Origin of the sequence: Methanosarcina acetivorans C2A (genome assembly GCF_000007345.1) — an archaeon.
Classification (GTDB): domain Archaea; phylum Halobacteriota; class Methanosarcinia; order Methanosarcinales; family Methanosarcinaceae; genus Methanosarcina; species Methanosarcina acetivorans.
The window spans coordinates 5,069,068-5,088,596 of sequence record NC_003552.1 but is presented as its reverse complement, the minus strand read 5'-3'; the positions used below and the strand labels follow the sequence as shown (position 1 = coordinate 5,088,596).

16 protein-coding genes are annotated in these 19,529 nt (G+C 45.0%); 2 read left to right on the top strand and 14 right to left on the bottom strand.

Going from position 1 to position 19,529, the window contains the following annotated elements; genetic code table 11:
* The first annotated feature begins 213 nt into the window (after positions 1–213).
* Positions 214–336, top strand: coding sequence for a hypothetical protein (locus MA_RS29580; RefSeq protein ID WP_282679185.1), 123 nt, complete (start codon positions 214–216; stop codon positions 334–336).
* 553 nt (positions 337–889) lie between these two features.
* Here the strand turns inward: MA_RS29580 and MA_RS21745 are convergent.
* From MA_RS21745 to MA_RS21735, 3 genes are all read right to left on the bottom strand, one after another.
* Complete coding sequence (locus tag MA_RS21745; protein WP_157860380.1) at positions 890–2,257, bottom strand: MFS transporter; 1,368 nt, start codon at positions 2,255–2,257, stop codon at positions 890–892.
* A gap of 257 nt (positions 2,258–2,514) precedes the next feature.
* On the bottom strand, positions 2,515–3,549 hold the full coding sequence (locus tag MA_RS21740) for a uroporphyrinogen decarboxylase family protein (RefSeq protein ID WP_011024053.1): 1,035 nt from the start codon (positions 3,547–3,549) through the stop codon (positions 2,515–2,517).
* Between the two features lie 69 nt (positions 3,550–3,618).
* Positions 3,619–4,413, bottom strand: a complete 795-nt coding sequence (locus MA_RS21735; protein WP_011024052.1) for a corrinoid protein — start codon at positions 4,411–4,413, stop codon at positions 3,619–3,621.
* Between the two features lie 953 nt (positions 4,414–5,366).
* Between MA_RS21735 and MA_RS21720 the strand changes: the two genes are divergently transcribed.
* A complete protein-coding gene (locus tag MA_RS21720; RefSeq protein WP_011024051.1) occupies positions 5,367–7,058 on the top strand; it encodes a hypothetical protein in 1,692 nt (563 codons plus the stop codon).
* Positions 7,059–7,082: 24 nt separating this feature from the next.
* On the opposite strand, the gene MA_RS21715 is transcribed toward MA_RS21720, so the two are convergent.
* The 11 genes from MA_RS21715 to ahaH all read right to left on the bottom strand — a co-directional run bounded on the left by MA_RS21715 (position 7,083) and on the right by ahaH (position 18,914).
* Positions 7,083–7,547, bottom strand: coding sequence for a DUF1699 family protein (locus MA_RS21715; RefSeq protein ID WP_011024050.1), 465 nt, complete (start codon positions 7,545–7,547; stop codon positions 7,083–7,085).
* Between the two features lie 142 nt (positions 7,548–7,689).
* The gene (gene hypF / locus MA_RS21710) at positions 7,690–10,014 is read right to left on the bottom strand and encodes a carbamoyltransferase HypF (RefSeq protein WP_011024049.1); all 2,325 of its coding nucleotides are present in this window, start codon (positions 10,012–10,014) and stop codon (positions 7,690–7,692) included.
* 485 nt (positions 10,015–10,499) lie between these two features.
* Positions 10,500–11,129 (bottom strand): V-type ATP synthase subunit D, encoded by a 630-nt coding sequence (locus MA_RS21705; protein ID WP_011024048.1) that lies wholly within the window; start codon positions 11,127–11,129, stop codon positions 10,500–10,502.
* A gap of 5 nt (positions 11,130–11,134) precedes the next feature.
* On the bottom strand, positions 11,135–12,517 hold the full coding sequence (locus MA_RS21700; protein ID WP_011024047.1) for an ATP synthase subunit B: 1,383 nt from the start codon (positions 12,515–12,517) through the stop codon (positions 11,135–11,137).
* Between the two features lie 2 nt (positions 12,518–12,519).
* The gene (locus tag MA_RS21695) at positions 12,520–14,256 is read right to left on the bottom strand and encodes an ATP synthase subunit A (RefSeq protein ID WP_011024046.1); all 1,737 of its coding nucleotides are present in this window, start codon (positions 14,254–14,256) and stop codon (positions 12,520–12,522) included.
* A complete protein-coding gene (locus MA_RS21690; RefSeq protein WP_011024045.1) occupies positions 14,247–14,552 on the bottom strand; it encodes a V-type ATP synthase subunit F in 306 nt (101 codons plus the stop codon). The genes MA_RS21695 and MA_RS21690 overlap by 10 nt, the downstream gene beginning before the upstream one ends.
* The gene (locus MA_RS21685; RefSeq protein WP_011024044.1) at positions 14,552–15,634 is read right to left on the bottom strand and encodes a V-type ATP synthase subunit C; all 1,083 of its coding nucleotides are present in this window, start codon (positions 15,632–15,634) and stop codon (positions 14,552–14,554) included. Before MA_RS21685 ends, MA_RS21690 begins: the two co-directional genes overlap by 1 nt.
* A gap of 6 nt (positions 15,635–15,640) precedes the next feature.
* Positions 15,641–16,192, bottom strand: a complete 552-nt coding sequence (locus MA_RS21680; protein WP_011024043.1) for a V-type ATP synthase subunit E — start codon at positions 16,190–16,192, stop codon at positions 15,641–15,643.
* A gap of 200 nt (positions 16,193–16,392) precedes the next feature.
* On the bottom strand, positions 16,393–16,641 hold the full coding sequence (locus MA_RS21675; RefSeq protein WP_011024042.1) for a hypothetical protein: 249 nt from the start codon (positions 16,639–16,641) through the stop codon (positions 16,393–16,395).
* A 4-nt stretch (positions 16,642–16,645) separates the two neighbouring features.
* Positions 16,646–18,592 (bottom strand): V-type ATP synthase subunit I, encoded by a 1,947-nt coding sequence (locus MA_RS21670; RefSeq protein ID WP_193589509.1) that lies wholly within the window; start codon positions 18,590–18,592, stop codon positions 16,646–16,648.
* Positions 18,585–18,914: an ATP synthase archaeal subunit H gene (ahaH, locus tag MA_RS21665; RefSeq protein WP_011024040.1), complete on the bottom strand. Its 330-nt coding sequence runs from the start codon at positions 18,912–18,914 to the stop codon at positions 18,585–18,587. Before ahaH ends, MA_RS21670 begins: the two co-directional genes overlap by 8 nt.
* Positions 18,915–19,529 lie beyond the last annotated feature (615 nt).

The following is a 19,529-nucleotide window of genomic DNA, read 5'->3' as shown; positions in this document are numbered from 1 at the left end:
AGGGAAACATTAGTTGAAATTTATAAACAACCTAGTATAGGAGTATTTGATATTAAAAAGTTATTATTCTTATTACATCAAAAAGTTCTTAAACAGCCGACCCGGGGTTCCACGTTCTCCGGATATTTCCTCCATATTTCCTGAGATAATCTGTAAAAAAGATTGCGCAGGCACACATTAAAATTGCAAATATGTGCCTGCACAGAGGTGGTGTTGCAGACTTACTGCCTGCTCTGGGGATACATGATGACAGCACATCTTAGAGAATCTATTTTTACTGCCATCGGTGTGAAACACTTCACAAGAGCTTTGAAAACTCCTGCGGAAGATGTGTAAATGAAGCTCTTCGCCTTTTGCAGGTTTTTACTGCAAACTCACAGGAAAGCATTTTCGTGTCTGGAACCACTCTGCTTTTCTAAAATTCTTATATGCACACTTCGGAAATAACTGTTCCCGCAAAATACACGAAGAACCATTTACCTTGATTTTTGAATGGATGTGGGTGTTTCCTGGAAGACTGAGGTCCGGAAGACTAAGGTTTTTCAGATACTCTGCAAACTCTTTTTCGGTCTTCAGGAAATTGTGCTCGTTTTTAATCTTTGAGGTTTTTTACACTTCGTAAATCAAATCTCAAGCACGGGCAGATTTTTGAGTCCATTATTCGAAGTTTGAGAGAGTAAGGCCCAGAGAATACATCTATTCCCATTTCCCGGCTTTCAGACTTGAAAAAACGGAAAATTATTGTTTTTTGGACAGTTTTTTCTCCGATACCTGTCTTCTCTCAATTCCTTCTATCTTTACTTCTTATTTTTTCCAAATTTTTGTTCTATCTTTTCCTTATCTTTACTTCTTATCTCCTGATTTTTGCTCCAAACCTTTCCTTATTTTCTTATCTCTGTGACCCGACAGGTACTTCCCCGGCTTCTGTAATTTTTACGGGGGTAGCAGTGTTTTCTGCGCCTTTTTCTTTTGAGACCAGCAGGCAAAGGAAGGCAAAGACCATGCAGGCGAACATGAGAAGCCAGACGGATTTATACTGGGCTACGGAAGCAACAGCCCCGTCCGAGACTTCCATCATCTTCCCGGTTAAGGTCATGAAGATTGCCCCTCCAAGGAAGGGGAAGATATTGTATGCCCCTGTTGCAGTCCCCACAATCGATGCAGGGAACCATTCTTTTATCTGGGCATAGGATACGATGAAGAAACCTCCAAAGAACCCGAAGAGGAAGTGGATGAGGGTGTATGCAGTGGTGCTGGTAATGTTTCCTGCCTGGGACCAGATGACTCCCCAGAGCACTATGTATACTGCAGTGCCTGCGATGAGGACTTTCTTTCTGGACTTGAGCACTTTATCCGAGAGGTAGCCTGCAATAGGGCAGCCGAAGATCATGCCTATTGCTATGAAGGAGAGGATACCTGCATAGGTCCCCTGGTCCCAGCCTAGAACATCCCTGAAAAAGGGGCCTCCCCACAGGCCCTGATAGACCATGAGGCTTCCGTACATGAAGAAGAACCAGATGGATAGGGGCCAGAACTTCATCCCGGAGCTGAAAGTCTGCCTGAGGGCTTCTCCCATTGGAATCTTTTCAACGGCTTTTGGAGGAATGTATCTTTCACCTTTTTCGTAGGCTTCGATTTCCGGAATAGTCGGACAGCCCATCTCTTCGGGTTTGTCCTTTACAAGCACAAAGATTGCTACTGCAAGCAGTACGGAAAAAAGGCCCAGCATCAGGAAGACTTTCTGCCAGTCTCCAAAAGCAGCTGCCATTATGGCAAGGGGACCTGCAGCGCTGAGGGCGCCGATGTTCCCTATTGCGAGCAGGACTCCGGACATTGAGGCAAACTCGTTCTTCTTGAACCAGATAGCAAGCACCTTCATTACAGGGATGTAGACCATTGCCACTCCGATCCCTATTAACACTCTTCCGATAAGGACCATGGTAAAGTTGGAGGCAACTCCGGTAAGGACGGCTCCGACTGCAGCAAGCAGGGTGAAAACTCCGGCTGTCTTTTTTACACCCCAGCTGTCACTTAAAATCCCGCTTGGAAGTTGCATTGCCGTGTAGGCATAGAAGTAGGCGGACCCGAGCAGCCCTATAGAGGCAGCGCCCACTCCGAATGTATTCATGATGTCAGCCGCAACTACTGCGGTAGATACGCGGTGGAAATACACAAAGAAATACGCGAAGGCGAGAATAACAAAAACCACCCAGCGGTATTTCATTACTTTACTCATTTTTTCCTGATTAATTCCCATAGCTGTCGCTCCAATAACAATAATTCAGAACACGGATTACAGATGTAAATGGGGAGTACGGGAATCAGAAATCCTTAAACGGATGTTCTGAATCCCGATCCCTCCTTTTCTGTCCCTGGGAAGATCTTGAATGGAAAGATGATGATAATCCCATTCTTACTGAGGATTTTTCTTCCCTGGATAGCTTTTTTCTTCAAACAGCAATTCCTACTTTTTTCAATGAACTTTCAAAGCTTTTATGACCAAAGCTTATCTGATCAAAGCTTATCTGCAGACCAGTCAGCTGCAGCTTTTACCCAGGTTTTGAGCTTGTCCGAACTGCTCAGGGGTGGGGTTCCACATCCGAGCATACTTGCTTTTGCTCCGCCGTCAAGCCCTTTTCTTGTTTCTTCTATAATTTGAGCTTCCGTGCCTTCGACCATCAGGAGGGGGGTCACATTCCCGACAACAGGCACGTCTCCGGCGATCTTGGTTGCTTCTTCCATATTAACAGCCTGTTCTACACTGAGGCAGTCTGCGCCTGTGGATGCCATTCCTTCAATGATCGGGACGGTATCTCCGCAGATGTGAAGTTCCCAGGGGCATCCTAGGTGGTGCACGAAGTCCCCTATCTCTTTTTCAGCAGGAACAGCTACCTGGTAGTAAAACTCAGGCATTACCAGGTTGGGGGATGCGGATGCATCCGAGTAGTACAGGATATCGGCTCCGGCTTCGACACAGGCCTCGGCATAGATCTTGTTAATTTCCAGGGCTATCGAAATCCAGTCCTTCATTTTTTGCATTTGTTTTTCCTTCTGGAGGCACTTGATGCTGAGCATGGACAGGTTCTCAGCACCCATGAGGTCTCCTGCAAGTGTTATGGGAGCTACGAGAAAAGCCGTAACTGCTGCGTCGGGGTATTTTTCCTTTGCTAGTTTTATGGCGTCAAGTGTGGTTTGTACATATTTGTCTTCAAGGAAGTTGTCATATTTTACCTCCTCGGGCTTGTTGAAAAAGCTCCTTACCGAAGGCTGAATATCAATTCTTCCCATCTTCACTTCAAGGCCAAGAGCCATTGATTCTATGAACATTCCAAAAGGCATTACAATATTGTCAAGCCCGGCGTCGGTATGCATAAGGCTCACAGTATTGACCATCATCTCTGCATTGCTGTGGTAATCGGGCCAGGAACTCCCGCTCTTCTCTATATATTCCTTGACCATAACAGAGCCTGTGATCACCGGGACCCTGTCAACAGGCTTTCTGTTGAGCATTGCAAAGACCCTTTCTTTTGAGGTCATCTCAGATACCATGTTTTTTTCTCCTTTTTTACTCCGTTTATGCTTTTTAGTCAGGTCAGTTCGCAAAAACACCTGTAAAGTTCAACTCCATCTCACGCTTTCAGACGGGAAGTCAAAAACTGCTCCTTTCAGCCAGCTTGCTGCACTGGCTGCATCGTGGGGAGAAACATCTGCCCCTATCTGGGATGCATACTCGGCTGTGATAGGAGCTCCACCAACCATTACCAGTAATTTATCCCTGATGCCTTCATTTTCAAGCATTTTGACGACCTTCGGCATCTCGGCCATGGTTGTAGTCATGAGGGTGCTCATGGAAACCGCGGTTGCTTTATTCTCTCTTGCAGCTTCGATGAATCTGGAGGCTGGGACGTCATTTCCAAGGTCCACGCAATTGAAGCCATTTGCGCTGAGCAGGGTTTTTACAAGGCTCTTCCCAATGTCATGGACGTCGCCTTCAACCGTGCCAATGACAACTGTTGCAGCTTTTGAACCGCTGTTTTCATCCTGTTTCATGTAGGGGGCGAGAAGGTCCATCCCGCCGTACATTGCAGCCGAAGCTATCAGGAGCTGGGGAACAAAAGCTTCTCCTTCTTCGTATTTTTTTCCGATAAGGCTCATGCCTGCTGCGAGCCCTTCTATAAGGGTTTTGAAGGGGTCCGTTCCGATCTGGATTGCCACCTGTGTCCAGCCCTGGGTCATTTCCTCCTCTCCGTCCATTACCAGGAGTGCGAGTTTTTTGAGGGTAATTGCTTCCACATCAACCCCGGTGGCCAGAAGCTTTTGGGTCAGATCTTTAATTGCATCCTCATCTTCATCTTCTGCTGCTTCATCCAGTTCTTCGATTAATTCCTGGACTTCTTCCGGTAGGTCATCCATTTTGATACCTCTGGTTCGATTTGCTCATAATAATCCACAACTGCTCATCAATACTCCACGTATCGATACACCATATTGCATCTGAAGAGGTACAGGGTAAAGGTCCGGATCTTTTCCTTCTTCTAACAGAAAGCAATTAAACATAGGTTTCAAAAATAGATATACTAACCGTCATCGGAAAAACTCATCACTTTAATGGAAAGACGTTCCTTATTAAAAATCGTAGTGTATATTAAAAATTATATTCAATTGCTATAATAAACAATCTTTTAAAAAACAGAGAGCTCTGAAAAATAAACATGTTAATTCCTGAAACATCTCTCTTTGAAACTTTCAGGTTTTGATGATTTTGTAGCCTCGTTTATAATATCAACGACGTTGATTTCCGGCATGTCGTTGATTTTCCTGACTGAAATTGAATTCCGGATCTGGCTACGAATCTGAATTTCAGACTTTTTAGGCTTATATCTCTCAAATGACATCCTTTATAGTTACAACATATATATAATTATCCAGTAGATAACGAAGAATTAAGGCTCTTCCTGTTGTTTTGTGCTTTTTCTCTATACTCAAAAACCCGGTAACAACTTCTTTTTTTAAGGGCAGATATGCAGGTTTGTGTATCTTCAGCATATCTCTTAGTTGCAGGCTGTTTTGCAGGTTAATTTTTGTCTGGCTACCAGGCCGGTCCTGTCTTCGTGCGGTGCGAAAAGAGAACATTGATAGGTTCTCTGCTCGATTCCGGAATAAATCCGGCAATTAAGTAGAGCTCTCCAACTCGGGAACCTTTATGCTCCTGAGCTTCCGGGAGTGCAGGTGTTTTTCCAAACTAATATTTTTTTACGTCTGCTTTCTGTCCCAATTTGCTCCATAGATTTTTGGAACATAACATAACTTTTATTAAATGTTATCCTTATTATATTCCAGAAACTAAGACTGTTTGAGGCCCATGCATGGAAGATCCTGTTGTTGCAAGAATAAAAAATCAGTTTGATAAAAAAGGAAATCCAGCAAAGATTCCCCTCATGAGCGGGAAGCAGTTTTTCGAAGCCCGAGCTGAAGAAGACGGAATCTACGTTGATAATCTGAAAAATCAGCCGTTTCTCCTCTGGAATATATTTTCAGAAGCCGTTAATTTTTTGCAGGAAAACGGAGGGAAGGCGAAGAAGGGAAATGCAACAAACTCCAGGCTGGGGGACCCTAACCTTGATCTGAATACTCTGGAGGGTTATATTGCCAGTAAAGTCTACGGCTGCAAGCCCGGAGACAGCGTATTTAAAAGGATAACGCCGATAGCGTCGATTCTTGCCTGGGCTGAAATTTGTAAAAACACAAGAGGACAGCTTTGCCTGCTCTCTGAACAAAAAGAACGAGCTTCAGAGTCTGAAAAAGAAATTCCTGTCACTCTGGAAGTGGAAGAAAGCGAAGAAAAAGTCGAAATAGATTTTTTAAATTCCCAGCTTGCAAACAGGGATGCGGAATTAAAAAGGCTGGAAATAAAACTTGCAGAAAGCCTGCAGAGAATTAAAGAGTTTGAGGACCGGGTTGCAGGTAATGACAGGGAAATCAGCGGCCTTCGGGAAGAACTTGAGGCAGGGACCGGAAAAATAGTTTCCCTTCAAAAGTCCTTCTCAGACTCGGAAGAAAATATTAAAGACCTTGAAGAAAAGCTCGCCGGAAAAGAAGTCAAACTCAATGAGCTTGAAAAGCTGATCTCCGAAAAGGAAGGTAAACTTGGGGAATTTGAGAGGGAGATCGTTGAAAAGAGTGAAAAAATAAGAACGTTCGAGGGTACCCTCACTACAAAGGATGGAGCTGTAAAGGATCTGGAAAACCAGCTTGTTCAGAGAAATAGAGCTGTTAAGGATCTGAAGAATCAGCTTGTTCAGAGAGACGTAACTGTAAAGGATCTGGAAAACCAGCTTGTTCTGAAAGATGAAGCTATAAAAAAGCTTGAAGACCTGATTGCCCAAAATAGCAGCATTATTGAAGGGCTTAAAACCTGCTTGAAAGAGAAAGAAGAGGTTATAAGCGTTTTTGAGGCCGAGGTTCAGGAAAAGGACTCAAAGCTTCAGGGATCCCTCGAAAAACTCGCAGGTAAGGATGAGGAAATCGGAAAACTTAAGTCTGGGCTGATTGGATATGAAAATGAGGGGAATAGCCTCAATAAGGCTCTCAAAACAAAAATTGAGGAAATAAGGGCACTTAATGAAAAGTTCCAAGCAAAAGAAAGAGCTATGAGAAAACTTGAAGAAAGCATCCTGGTAAAGGATCGGGACCTTAAGACCCTTGCCGAAGAGGTTATTGCAAAGAGTGGGGAAGTAAAGAGATTGGAAGAGAAGCTCACTGCAAAAGAGAGAAAGATAAACACAGTAGAGGTCAGGCTTGCCTCAAGTGAAGAAAAAGCCAGAAAGCTTGAAAAACAACTCTCTGGATATGCAGGAGAAGAAAAACTGGTGGAGCAGCTCCGGGAAAAAGACGAGCTAATAAAACAGATCAGATGCACACTTGTAAGCAAGGAAGAAGAAGTTTCCAGGCTTAATGAAGAAAACCGGAAGTACAGGAAGCAGCAGAAACTTGAAGCTGAAGGGTTAAGACAGATAGAAGAACAGAAAGCCTCAAAGAAATGGTGGAAACGCCTGTAGTCCCTGGTTACTTAAACCCATTTGTTAAAACCGGTTTATATTGTTCATTCCGGGCCTTTCGGGGCATGAGGTAAGAAAAGAACTGTGAAGCAGGTGAAGGACCATATCAGGGCTGATTTTTCTGAGATTCGTTATCTCCTCAATTATTTCTTTTTCGGTTCTGCCCTGAACCTCCAGCTCCTTTATTTTTTCGAGTACATAGGAAGGTATTACAAAATAATTATTCAGGTCATGCCAGTGCCCGCTGACATCACCCTTTACCAGGTGAATTCCTGAAGAGGTCAAAAACATCTTAATAAATTTTGAAAGTCCTTCATAGGATGAGGCCGGGAGCTGGAGTATTTCAATTCCAGGGCAGGTCTTGACCAGGCTGAAGAGGTCTCTGTCCGAAGGCCTGAAAGCAAGATGTACTGCCTTTTCTTCGTGTTCCAAACTAAGGATTTCATCCCTGTTGGTTACTACTCTGATACGTATACTACCTAACCCCATTTACGCTCCCACTCCTATGTAAGCATAAATCATTTATTTAATTTTGTATTTCAGTTTTTCGGATCAAATTTCAGTATGTCGGATGAGCAAGCGGGAGGCAGAACCATCAGAAGTGGTGGCAGTAAATCTTTTATCTATTGAATTAACGGCTTCCTACATCATAGAGTGTTCCTTCTGAATCAGTTCCGAGCCCGGCTGCTATAGCCTGTCCGAAGGAAATACAGCCGTCTCCGCACGGGACACGGCGGTGCGTGAGAAACTCAAAGCCTGCTTCCTTTAACGTCCCTGCAATACAGGAGGTGATATGGTCGTTGTAGGCAACTCCACCACTCAATCCGACCTTCTCAAAACCCTTTTTCGTGGCAAGGGAGATAGCAATTTCCGCTATTCCTTTTGCAAGGTTTTCTTCCACGGCAAACGCAAGATCCTCAGGGGAATATTTCCCGCAGGAATGTTCGTAAACTCCCAGCAGGAGCTCGGTAGTATCAAGTACCGGGGCTCCGGCTTCTCCCTCCTTTTTGAAAACCAGAGAAAGGTCAGGCTTTTGAAGGCTTCTCTTTGCTGCAGACTCGAGCTTCATTGCAGGCTCTCCTTCATAGGTCTTTACCTGGCAAATTCCCAGAAGAGCTGCCGCCGCATCCAGCACTCTTCCTGCGCTGCTGCTCATGGTAACATTTATTTTTCGCTGGAGCTGCTGCGCAACTGCAGAAAACTCCTGCCTTCCCCTGGGGAAGTAAAGAGGCAGTTTTTCAAGTTCTGCTTCTCCAAGCTTCCCGGAAAGCATCCCAAGAACCATTCGGCCAGGAATTTTTACTGCAAGGTCTCCTCCCGGCATGGGCTGGGGCAGCAGGTGTCCCAGGCGTTTGTATCCGAAATATGAAGCCCCCAGGAATTCCCCTCCCCAGGCTGTGCCGTCCTTCCCGTACCCGACTCCATCAAGGGCAATTCCCAGAATCTTGGAGTCTTCAGGCAGGGAATTGTCCGCCATCAAGGCAAGGATATGGGCGTAGTGGTGCTGTACCTGAAGGGTTTTTTCTCTGCCCCGGCTTATTGCAAAACGGGTTGTATTAAAAGCAGGGTGCAGGTCGCAGCCCCAGTTGAGGGGTTCTATTCCCGTAAGCTGGACAAGGTGCTGGAAAACTTCAGCGTGGTACCTGAAGGTTTCAACATGGCTTGTATTTCCGATATACTGGGAGATGTAAGCCAGTTTTCCTTTCGCCAGGGTTACTGTCGAGTTCATTTCAGCCCCTACCCCTGCCACTGCTTCAACTTCGAAGGGCAATTCTACAGGTTCAGGCACAAACCCTCTGGAGCGCCGGATAAACGCACTTTTTCCGTTAACAACCCGGATAACCGTGTCATCATTCCTGTTTGCAATAACTCTGTTATGCAGCAGATGAAAGTCTGAAATTCCCTTGAGTTTTTCAAGCGCCTCTTCATTTTCAACAACCATGGGCCTTCCCGGCAGGTTTGCCGAGGTCATAACATATACCGAATCCGGCATTAGGTCGAAAAGCAGTTCCTGGGTGCCTGTATATGGAAGCATTACCCCTATGTTGTGCAGGTTCGGAGAAACCGATTCTGCCAGTTCGAAGGTTTTTGATTTGGGAAGTACGGTTATGGGGCGGTGGGCAGAGCTGAGGCATTTTAGGTCTTCGTGCCCCGGTTCTGCAAAAGACTCTACGACTACCGTGTCTTTTGCCATGACCGCAAAAGGCTGCTCCGGACGCCCGAGCCTTTTTCGAAGCTCCTGTACGGGATCTTCCTTTCGGGCATTACAGGCAATATGAAACCCCCCGAAGCCCTTGACCGAAAGAATCGAACCCTGCGCAAGAAGGTGAGAAGCCTTTACAATTGCTTCGTAATTCTTTGCGAGTACTTTTCCCTGAGCATCCGAAAGCCAGAGTTCGGGTCCGCATTCAGGGCAGCAAAAAGGCTGAGCATGGTGCCTCCTGTTGAGAGGGTCGGTATATTCAACTTCACATTCCCCGCAGAGAGGAAAATCTGCCATTGTAGTATTTTCACGGTCATAGGGAAGGGTGCGGACTGTTGTGTAACGTGGGCCGCAGTTCGTACAGACGGCAAAAGGATAATGATAGTATCTGGAAGAGGGGTCAAAGATTTCCATCCTGCATTCCTCACAGATCGCCGTGTCTGGAGGAATTATGGAATTTTCAAATGTTCCCTGTTCACTCTGAATGATAATAAACTCAAGGAAGCCGGAAAAAGAGACGGTATTTATTTTGACTTCTTTTATTCTTGCAAGCGGAGGTTTTTTTTCAGGCATGTCGTTAAGGAAACTTTCAAGGTTTACCCTTTTTCCCTCGATAAGGATCTCAACGTGGTTCCCAAGATTTTTCACGTACCCTGAAAGCCTGTGGGATTTTGCAAGCTGATAAATGAAGGGGCGAAAGCCGACACCCTGCACCGTGCCGGTCACATGAAGAAGTCTTGCTTCGTTTTGCATAGGGAAATTATGATTAATATTCGTCGTTGAAATAGCTTTCTAATAAAGGCAAATCAGAAAGAAAATAAATATAATCAAAAATAGGAAAGAATCAATAAAAATCGGAAAAGAGTGATAAAATTAGGAAAAAAGCAATAAAGAGCAATAAAATAGGAAAAAATCAATAAAAAGCAATAAAAATCGGAAAAAAGCAATAAAAATCGGAAAAAAGCAATAAGAAGCAATATACTGCCAATTGTAAAAACAATATATTGTGCCGAACTCAGGACAAAACTTAAAAAAACAATTGTCCTGAATTTCAGGTCACGGTAAAGTTTGGAAAAATCGTTTTTAAGATAATAATGAACCCGAAAACCATCGTTATAAGGGAGATTCGCCAGGCTGCCTGCAACAGGCGGGCCTGGTTTTCGGGTTCACATAACTTAAGTATAGTTCTTTCAACCAGATTCGGTTGATCCTTACATGCTGCCATGTTTAAATCAAGCTTAATTTTTCATTCTTGCCTTGACTCTCTTTAGCCTGAAGGTGTTTTCCCTTTCCATTTCTTCAAGCATGAAACGGATGTACTTCATGGTCGCAATGAGTTCGGGAATGACCTTGAATTCAAGAGCGTTAACACGCCTTTTGGTCTTCTCGATTTCATCAAGGAGCCTTTTCATTGTTGTTTCCAGCTCTGCAGCAGCAATGATCTTTTCTACAAGTTCCTCGTAAGCATCGGCAGTCTCGTCAATGTATGAGTTTGTCCCGATAATACCGTAACCCCTCTCGTAGAGGGGTTTGCGGACTCCAGTAGAACTGATCTTTGGCACTACTACACCCATGATATTATGCCCTGAAAGTTGAATCTCAGGATATTCCTTCGCTGTAAAGGCAGTTGATTTGACTGCAACCATTCCGTTCACAGCAGAGGCTAAATTGATTTTTTCCGTGCTTTTTTCGTAGGCAGCATCCAGCTCGGTTCTGACGTTCCTTGCTTCGTTAAGGATCTTGAAGAACTCAAGGATCAGACCATCTCTTTTCATCTTCAGGAGCTTGTGCCCACTTTCAGATAGCTTGATCTTTTTCTTGAGGTTAATTAACTCCGAACGAGTTGGTTTTACGTCCTGCTGAGCCATGGCAATCACTTAGCCTTTCTGTGCGCCGGGTGATATTTCTGGATATATTTGTTGTCTATCCTACCCAACTGGTTCTCAGGAAGGTGAGTGAGAATCTGCCATCCGATCTCCAGAGTATCCTCGATTGTCCTGTTTTCGTTTCTGCCCTGACGGACAAACTTGTCCTCGAAGAGGTCAGCAAACTCGAGGAACTTGGTGTCTCTTTCGGACAGAGCTTCCTTCCCGACGATTGCCACGAGACCTCTCAGGTCACGCCCTTCTGCATAACCTGCATACATCTGGTCAGAAACCGCCTTGTGGTCTTCCCTTGTCTTGCCGGGACCGATACCGGAGTTCATCAGCCTTGACAGGGAAGGCAGCACATTAATTGGCGGGTAAATACCCTTCCTGTGCAGTTCTCTGGCAACCACGATCTGGCCTTCGGTAATATAGCCGGACAGGTCAGGAATCGGGTGGGTAATGTCGTCACCGGGCATCGAAAGAATCGGAATCTGAGTAACGGATCCCTTGGCACCCTTGACAATGCCTGCACGCTCGTAGAGGGTTGCAAGGTCAGTGTACATGTAACCTGGGTAACCACGGCGACCAGGCACTTCGTTACGGGCGGCACCCATCTGACGGAGAGCTTCTGCATAGTTGGTGATGTCAGTCAGAATGACAAGAACGTGCATGCCGTGCTCATATGCCAGGTACTCGGCTGCTGTAAGAGCCATACGTGGGGTGACTATACGTTCGACAGCAGGGTCGTCTGCCAGGTTCAGGAACACAACTGCTCTTTCCAGAGCGCCTGTCTTTTCAAAGTCGCTCATGAAATACTGGGCTTCTTCATTGGTGATACCCATTGCAGCGAAGACCACAGCGAAAGCAGATTCGGACCCGGGCACAGAAGCCTGTCTTGCGATCTGCAGGGCAATTTCATTGTGCGGGAGACCTGAAGCTGAGAAAATAGGCAGCTTCTGCCCACGAACCAGGGTGTTTGTCCCGTCAATTGTAGAAATACCTGTCTGGATAAAGTCTTTTGGAGGCAGCCTGGCGTAAGGGTTCATTGCGGCCCCATTGATGTCCAGGAGCTGGTCGGGCACAATCCTTGGCCCGCCGTCCCTTGGGTCCCCCGAACCGGAGAGGATCCTGCCGAGAAGGTCAATGGATGCGGGAAGCTTCAGGGTTTCCCCGGTGAAAATCACACCACAGTCCTTGTCAAGCCCACCAGTACCTTCGAAAACCTGAACAACCACAATGTCAGAAGAAGAGTCCAGCACCTGACCTCTGCGGACAGTCCCATCAGTCATTTTAATGTTAACGATTTCATTATAACCTACAGGCTCTGTTTTCTCGACAAAGATAAGAGGCCCGGCAATCTGAGTGATTGTCTTATACTCTTTTACCATTGTTACCTACCTCCCAGGGCTGCAAACTCCTTGTCCATTTTTGCAAGGACAGCGCTCAAAGAACCATCGAAGTCCTCTTCGAACTTGACTTTGGGAAGCTCGTCCTTTGATTCCATCTTGATGATTTCCGAAGCCGGTACACCTGATTTAAGGGCGTCCATTGCAGCGTCTCCGTATTTCATGATGGCCTGCATGATCTTGTACTGTTTTGCGAACGGGCTGTAGGTGTCTATCGGGTGGAATGCGTTCTGTTGCAGGTAGATTTCCCTTATCATACGGGTAATTTCAAGCAGGAGCTGCTGTTCTTCAGGCAGAGCATCAGAACCGACAAGCTGCACGATTTCCTGCAGTTCGGATTCTGTCTGCAGCATATCCATTGCCTTTTCCCTCATAGCAACATAGTCAGGGGCCACATTCTCGGTAAACCAGTCATTAAGATCTTCTTTGTACAGGCTGTAGCTGTTCAGCCAGTTGATTGCCGGGAAGTGACGCCTCTGGGACAACTTTGCGTCCAGAGCCCAGAACACCTTTACGATACGCAGAGTGTTCTGAGTAACAGGCTCGGAGAAGTCACCGCCTGGTGGGGATACTGCACCGATAGCAGTAATTGAGCCTTTCTCGCCACAGAGAGTCTCGGCAACCCCGGCACGCTCGTAGAATTCTGCCAGTCTTGCAGACAGGTATGCAGGGTAACCTTCTTCACCAGGCATTTCTTCCAGACGGGAGGAGATTTCTCTCATGGCTTCTGCCCACCTGGAGGTGGAGTCTGCCATCAGGGAGACGTTATACCCCATGTCACGGAAGTATTCAGCAAGTGTCATTCCGGTGTACACAGATGCTTCTCTTGCAGCCACAGGCATGTTTGAAGTGTTTGCCACAAGGATGGTACGCTCCATGAGTGGCCTTCCGGTCTGCGGGTCTTCAAGTTCCGGGAAATCCCACAGAACGTCTGCCATCTCGTTTCCGCGTTCTCCACACCCTACATATACCACAATCTCGGTGTCACTCCACTTCGAAAGCTGCTGCTGGGTAACGGTTTTGCCCGACCCGAAAGGTCCCGGAATTGCAGCAGTACCTCCCTTTGCGACAGGGAAAAGTCCGTCGAGGATTCTCTGTCCTGTGACCAGAGGCTTTTCAGGAGTAAGTTTTCTCTTTACCGGCCTTGGTCTCCTTACCGGCCATCTGTGCATCATTTGCAGTTCTGTCCCATCAGTTAAGGTACAGACGGTCTCCAAGACAGTGAAGTTTCCGCTCTTTATATCGGCGACTGTGCCCGACTTGTCAGGGGGCATCATGACCTTGTGTTCGAGGTTTACTGTTTCCTGAACAACACCAAGCACTTCTCCGCCTTTTACGAAATCTCCCTTTTTGGCAACAGGTTTGAATTCCCATAGTTTTTCGTGGTCAAGCCCATCTGCAGTGACACCTCTCTGGATGAACCCACCCGTCTTTTCAAGCAGGACATGAAGTGGCCTCTGAACCCCATCATAAATACTAGAAAGAAGACCTGGGCCAAGCTCTACTGCCAGAGACATACCTGTAGTTACACAGGGCTCTCCTGGTTTGACGCCTCCTGTCTCCTCGTAAACCTGGATGATGGTCTTGCCACCTACTATCTGGATGACTTCACCCATCAGCCCTTCGTTACCGACTTTGCAAAGGTCATACATCTTTGCATCCAAGCCGATAGCGGTGACGACAGGCCCAGCCACACGATAAATTTCACCTTTTACTTCCACAGATCAACACCTACCGCTTGTTTTATTTTATCTCTTAAACTCATTGAGCCTTCCCCAGTTCCTCCGAGGGCTACTACTGTTGGTTGGACAGACTCATTCAAGTTTCTCCTTAAAATTTCCGGCAGATTACTAATGTCATCATTATGCATTACAAGAATCCCGATACTCTTATCTTCAAGCACCGATTTTACCGCGGACTCACTGGATGGGACATCAACGATTTCATAAACTTTTCTGATACCCGCCAGCCTGAACCCCGTGACAAACTCGCTCTTTCCGATCACTGCCAACTCCATTAGATAACCACCAACTGGTCTTTAATTAGTGTATCACTGAGGTCAGCCTCCTTACCTCTGAAAATAATCCGGAGGTTGTTGACCTCGTTATTTTTATGGATAATATATTCCATAATAGGTACAATTGAGATCGGAGATACATGCGAATAAGTGGTTGCAGATTCAAGATAGTACCTTATGAGCCTGCTTTCAACGATAGTCAAAGAAGCTGTCTCCAGACCCGTTACAGTAGCAATTGCATCCCAGTACTGAGTTTTCCGAAGTTCATCGATAAACTGTTCGTAAGGGAGCGTTGCCAGTTTCTCGGGCTTAAGCTCAAGACCGCCTTCGATCATGAGAGGCATGATCTCATCAGATTTCTCGACTCCTGCTTTTTTCAGCCTGAAGAGGGTACCTAGGTTCTTGACATCGACTTCGAGTTTGATGAACCTTGCAAAGAGCTTACGGTCCTTGGACCTGGGTTTTCCAATTGCGGCAAACAGGCTTGAATAGTACATCTTGTCAAGCTCGTTTTCTATGTATGCCAGGTTATTTCCGTCAAACTCCTGCAGCAGGGGATAATAATCGGTCTCTTTCAGGGCATCAATGATTTCCTGATATGTGGCCTTGGCTGCAAGTTCTGACAGGAAGGTATAGGTAAACTCCCCGGCAGAAATCAGAGACTCCAGGATATCCTCAACGGATGCATTGTACAGTTTACCGCGGAGAAGCGTTTTTACATTCCAGATGTCATATCTTAAAAGATATGCCGCGATCAGGTAGTTTAATTCTCCTGAGGTGATCCTGAGCAACTTGTCATAGGTGAGCGCAAGATTCCTATTTAATGCGTGTTCTGCCAGATCGCCACCGCTGTATTTCATTGCCAGTTCGTCAACGTCGTTTTTGTATTCAGACTCTTGGATAAAGCGGGTGATTTCATCGATCCCCATGTTGAGAAGCCGCGGATACGTTTCTTTTGGAAGCAGCTTACTCTTCATCGCACGGACACGGGTTACGGCATAAGCATAGTTAGAAGTGCCTTTTTTCTTCTTATCGGATTTTCGTGAGGGTTTTTTCCCCCAGAGTCTCTCCAAAAGCCGCATCGAACATCACCCGTATAATATATCAGATATCTGCTTCAATGAACGCTCATACACGTTTTTCAGGATTGAATCGTATGTGTAATCTAACCTGACTGTCCCGTCTTCGTTTTCCAGAACAACGCCGCCGATACAGTCAATATTACCAGCATAAGTTAACGAAGATAATTTCCTGACGGTCTCTTCTGAAGCCTTAGAAGAATAAATTTTATCACCGCTAGCCTCATATTTGTCGATAATGTGCTTCAGTAACTTTTCATTTTTGGACGCCGGCATTGACTTGATGGACTCAACTGTCTGGCTATAAACATTATCTAGAAGTTCCTTGCGCTTGTTCAGCGTAATTCTTTTTACTTCCAGGTTTGCACTTGATATAACCTGCTGGTGCAGCTTTTGGAGGTCCTCTTCCACCTTAGCAAGGCTGTCCCCGAGCATCTTCTTCTGTACTTCTTTAGCCTCATTTGTGATCTCGGAGGCCTTTGCATCGGCTTCGGTATTTATACGGGAAACCTCAGCTCTCGCACCCTCCTGGATGTCTTTTATAACGATCTCTAGTCCCATGCTTACACCTCCAAATAAATTTAGAGCAAAAAAGTGCTCTAAAGCTTAGAGCAAAACTCTAAGCTGCTTAGAGTGCAACGATACCTAAGGGGAACTTAGAGCATATAAACACTCCAACTCCGCCTGGTAAGGGAAAAAAACACCCAGAGAAGCTAAGAGTAATGCTCTAAGAAATTTAAGAGCGGGTTACGCTCTTAAATTTAAGCAGAATTGATAAGCAATGCAACGACAAGACCGAAGATAACGATGGTTTCAGGAATGACAGTAAGGATAAGACCCTTACCGAATAACCCTTCGTTTTCTGCCATAGCGCCGATTGCTGCGGTACCGATTTCTTTTTCAGCCCATGCAGATGCAAGCCCAGTTACTGTGATTGCGAGTGCTGCACCGAGTGCCTTCATTCCGTCTGCGTCCAGGAAAGGTCCACTTATTAATTCTTCTCCTACCATGTTTTTATTCCTCCGTGTATTTTCTTATGTATCCGAATGGGTTGTATTTTCTGCCCCCACCTTCGTAGAATTTTCCGAAGAATTCTACATACTGCAACCTGAGTGCATGCAGTCCGGGAGCGATGATACTCAAGACAGTGTTAAGTGCGTGTCCGAGTATAAACACAAGTATTGCAGCTATTGCTACGAAACCGATCTTGGAGTGATCAGCCCAGATCATTTCAAAAGCAATATCATTGACCGTTGAAGCGATGTAAATCGAAGACAGACCGACTGCAATAATACGGGCATACGACAACGCATTACCCATAAGAGATGGCAATTCAATCGGACCTTTGATACCTTCACCCATGGTGAGCATCACAATTCCGAGAACAAGAACTACAGCACCGACATAAGCCAGTCCTGTGCCGCCAAGGTAGCCGATGGCTGCAAGAAGTACACCGAGTTCAATAACAAGCCAACTGCCTTTTTCAAGAACTGCATGCTTTACTCCGTGGTGCTTGGAGATGTTTGCAAATCCTAGCAGGAACCCGAGATTCAGTTGAAGCAGTCCTATCAGGACAGTTACTGCAATCATAGTCATTACCATGTGAGTTCTGTGAATCGGGAATGTAAATTCCTCGCCTCCGAGCCCTTCAAACAGAACAATAGTTTCCCAGCCCGGAATCAGGCCTGGGACCGATCCATGTTCCGTATGTAAACTCGCAAGAGAGAATCCCAAGAACTCGCCATAAATAATTCCGAATATAAATGTTGATATCTGACAATAGATCAGAATATTCATGAGATCGCCAACTGCATCTGACTTTATTGCTTTTTTGACAGCCAGTGCAATTGCTCCCAGTATCAGTGCATATCCGATGTCTCCGAGAATCAGCCCATACATCAGTGGGAAAGTGATTAGGATCACTGAGGATGGATCGAGTTCAGTATACTTGGGCCTGGAGTACAGGTCCATAATCTGCTGCATCGGCGCTGCAACTTTTGAGTTGTTGTACTCAACAGGGACATGCTCTTCTTCTTCCTCTTCTATCTCGAGGCTTGAGACATATGCCTTGCCGTTGGTGGCACTGTTGACCGCACTGACAACTTTATCATAATTCTCGGTGGGGGTCCAGCCTTCTATTATGAATGCGTTTGCAGATGTAGCTATTCTCAGAGGCAGTTCTGCCTTCTGACTCTCGATGCTCAAGATCTCGTCGCTGGCAAGGATGAAATCGGCATACTTGGTTTTCAAGGATTCGATTTCATTTCTTAAGGACTCGATCTTCCTGGTGACTTCGGCTTCTTTCTGTTCGATAAATCTTAACAGCTCGCTTGGGACACCACCTCTTTCCGGAACTCTGAGTTCTCTGAATCCAATGCCCTGAAGTAATTCGTAGACTTTGTCGGCATCGCTTTTGGCTACGAACAGTACAATAGCCTTTGATTGAGGGTCAAAGTATAGCTCGTAAGCTTTGGTGATGCTTGAAATCTGACTTCCATCCAGGTTTCCTTTTACCATGCCTGCGAAAACCTTAAGGCTCTCGTAACCACGGTAGTCATCAAAGTCCAGATTGATGGCAAGATAAGGCATGAGCTCCCTTTTCTGGGAATCCAGGTCTTTCAGCTCATTTTCAAGCTGGGCAATTGCATCGGTTTTGGTCGCAATTGCTCTGTCCAGTTCATCCAGCTTTGAATCAAGGTCGCGCAGAACAGAGTCAGTTTTCTGAACTACCGGTTCTTTGTGTACAATCCCCAAATAATTGGCGATAGAACGGATCTTCACAAGCTTTTTCGAGACTTCTTCTGCGTTTTTCAATGGCTTGCTGATCTTAAAACCAGACTCGTCTTCGACAAAATCTTCGATATGAAAGAGATTCGTATCATACAGTGAATCGATGGTTTGTTTCAATATGCTTTTATGCCCGACAATTACGGCCCTTGTCATTTCTTTAGGTCTACTCATTAAGGACCGCCCTCTCAAACTCCTGTACAAGGTAATTGACGGATTTGTCGATATTAGCTTGAGCTTTTTGGGACATGGCTAATGCGTTTTTTTCACCATCGTTGACGATCTTATCTCTTTCCTCCAGGATCTTTTCTTCACCTACTTTAAAAGAGTCTTGTGCAGCTTTATGTGCATCGATTTCGGCCTGTCGCAGGATTTCCCTGGCTTCGGCCCGGGCATCGGAAATGCGCTTGTTTTTGGAATCAATGGCTTCATCAACCATTGCTTTAGCGCTCTCTTCCGCCTTTTTTATTTCGGATAAGATTTCATTTTTAGCCATGTGAATCTCCGTCTCTCAAAATTTAATATATAAATTAATAATTAAAAATCCCTACTCCAATGGAGGTAGTTAACAAATCCTTTGCGAAAGAACTATATAACAGCTTCGGTTTTATCGAAGAGGACATTAATAATTATCACGATCAATCATTATGTACTGAATGTGCAGGAAATTTTTAAGAATTTTAAAAATATAAATATCAAAATATATGGTTAAAATCCAAAAGATTAAATAGAACAGTAAAAAATAATTAAATAGAAACAGTTGAATATAATTAATTGATAAAAAATGCCGAGTCCTGCCCGCATAAAGAAGGGCAAAGCCATGAAAGAACTTTTTTGAATTAATGTTTTAATAGGGGATTTTGAGTTCAGTCAAAAATAAATGTGAATTTACATCCTGAATTTAAGACTTTGTAAAATATATCCAATGTGTGTATTTAGCCTTAAAACGCACATATTCCCCTTTTTCACAGTTAAGATATTTAAAGTGATTTTAAATATGAAAAAAATGAATTTATTAAGTATGAGATATATAACTATATTTTAAAATATATACTGTACTTCTCCGATGATGTAAGTCTTTTCTCCCAACAATAGGTTATTTTTTGAGAGA

Bases quoted from the DNA above. Each gene is read 5' to 3' on its own strand.
- MA_RS21745 (WP_157860380.1), bottom strand. From the start codon at position 2,257: ATGGGAATTAATCAGGAAAAAATGAGTAAAGTAATGAAATACCGCTGG.
- MA_RS21740 (WP_011024053.1), bottom strand. From the start codon at position 3,549: ATGGTATCTGAGATGACCTCAAAAGAAAGGGTCTTTGCAATGCTCAAC.
- MA_RS21735 (WP_011024052.1), bottom strand. From the start codon at position 4,413: ATGGATGACCTACCGGAAGAAGTCCAGGAATTAATCGAAGAACTGGAT.
- MA_RS21720 (WP_011024051.1), top strand. From the start codon at position 5,367: ATGGAAGATCCTGTTGTTGCAAGAATAAAAAATCAGTTTGATAAAAAA.
- MA_RS21715 (WP_011024050.1), bottom strand. From the start codon at position 7,547: ATGGGGTTAGGTAGTATACGTATCAGAGTAGTAACCAACAGGGATGAA.
- hypF (WP_011024049.1), bottom strand. From the start codon at position 10,014: ATGCAAAACGAAGCAAGACTTCTTCATGTGACCGGCACGGTGCAGGGT.
- MA_RS21705 (WP_011024048.1), bottom strand. From the start codon at position 11,129: ATGGCTCAGCAGGACGTAAAACCAACTCGTTCGGAGTTAATTAACCTC.
- MA_RS21700 (WP_011024047.1), bottom strand. From the start codon at position 12,517: ATGGTAAAAGAGTATAAGACAATCACTCAGATTGCCGGGCCTCTTATC.
- MA_RS21690 (WP_011024045.1), bottom strand. From the start codon at position 14,552: ATGGAGTTGGCAGTGATCGGAAAGAGCGAGTTTGTCACGGGGTTCAGG.
- MA_RS21685 (WP_011024044.1), bottom strand. From the start codon at position 15,634: ATGCGGCTTTTGGAGAGACTCTGGGGGAAAAAACCCTCACGAAAATCC.
- MA_RS21680 (WP_011024043.1), bottom strand. From the start codon at position 16,192: ATGGGACTAGAGATCGTTATAAAAGACATCCAGGAGGGTGCGAGAGCT.
- MA_RS21675 (WP_011024042.1), bottom strand. From the start codon at position 16,641: ATGGTAGGAGAAGAATTAATAAGTGGACCTTTCCTGGACGCAGACGGA.
- MA_RS21670 (WP_193589509.1), bottom strand. From the start codon at position 18,592: ATGAGTAGACCTAAAGAAATGACAAGGGCCGTAATTGTCGGGCATAAA.
- ahaH (WP_011024040.1), bottom strand. From the start codon at position 18,914: ATGGCTAAAAATGAAATCTTATCCGAAATAAAAAAGGCGGAAGAGAGC.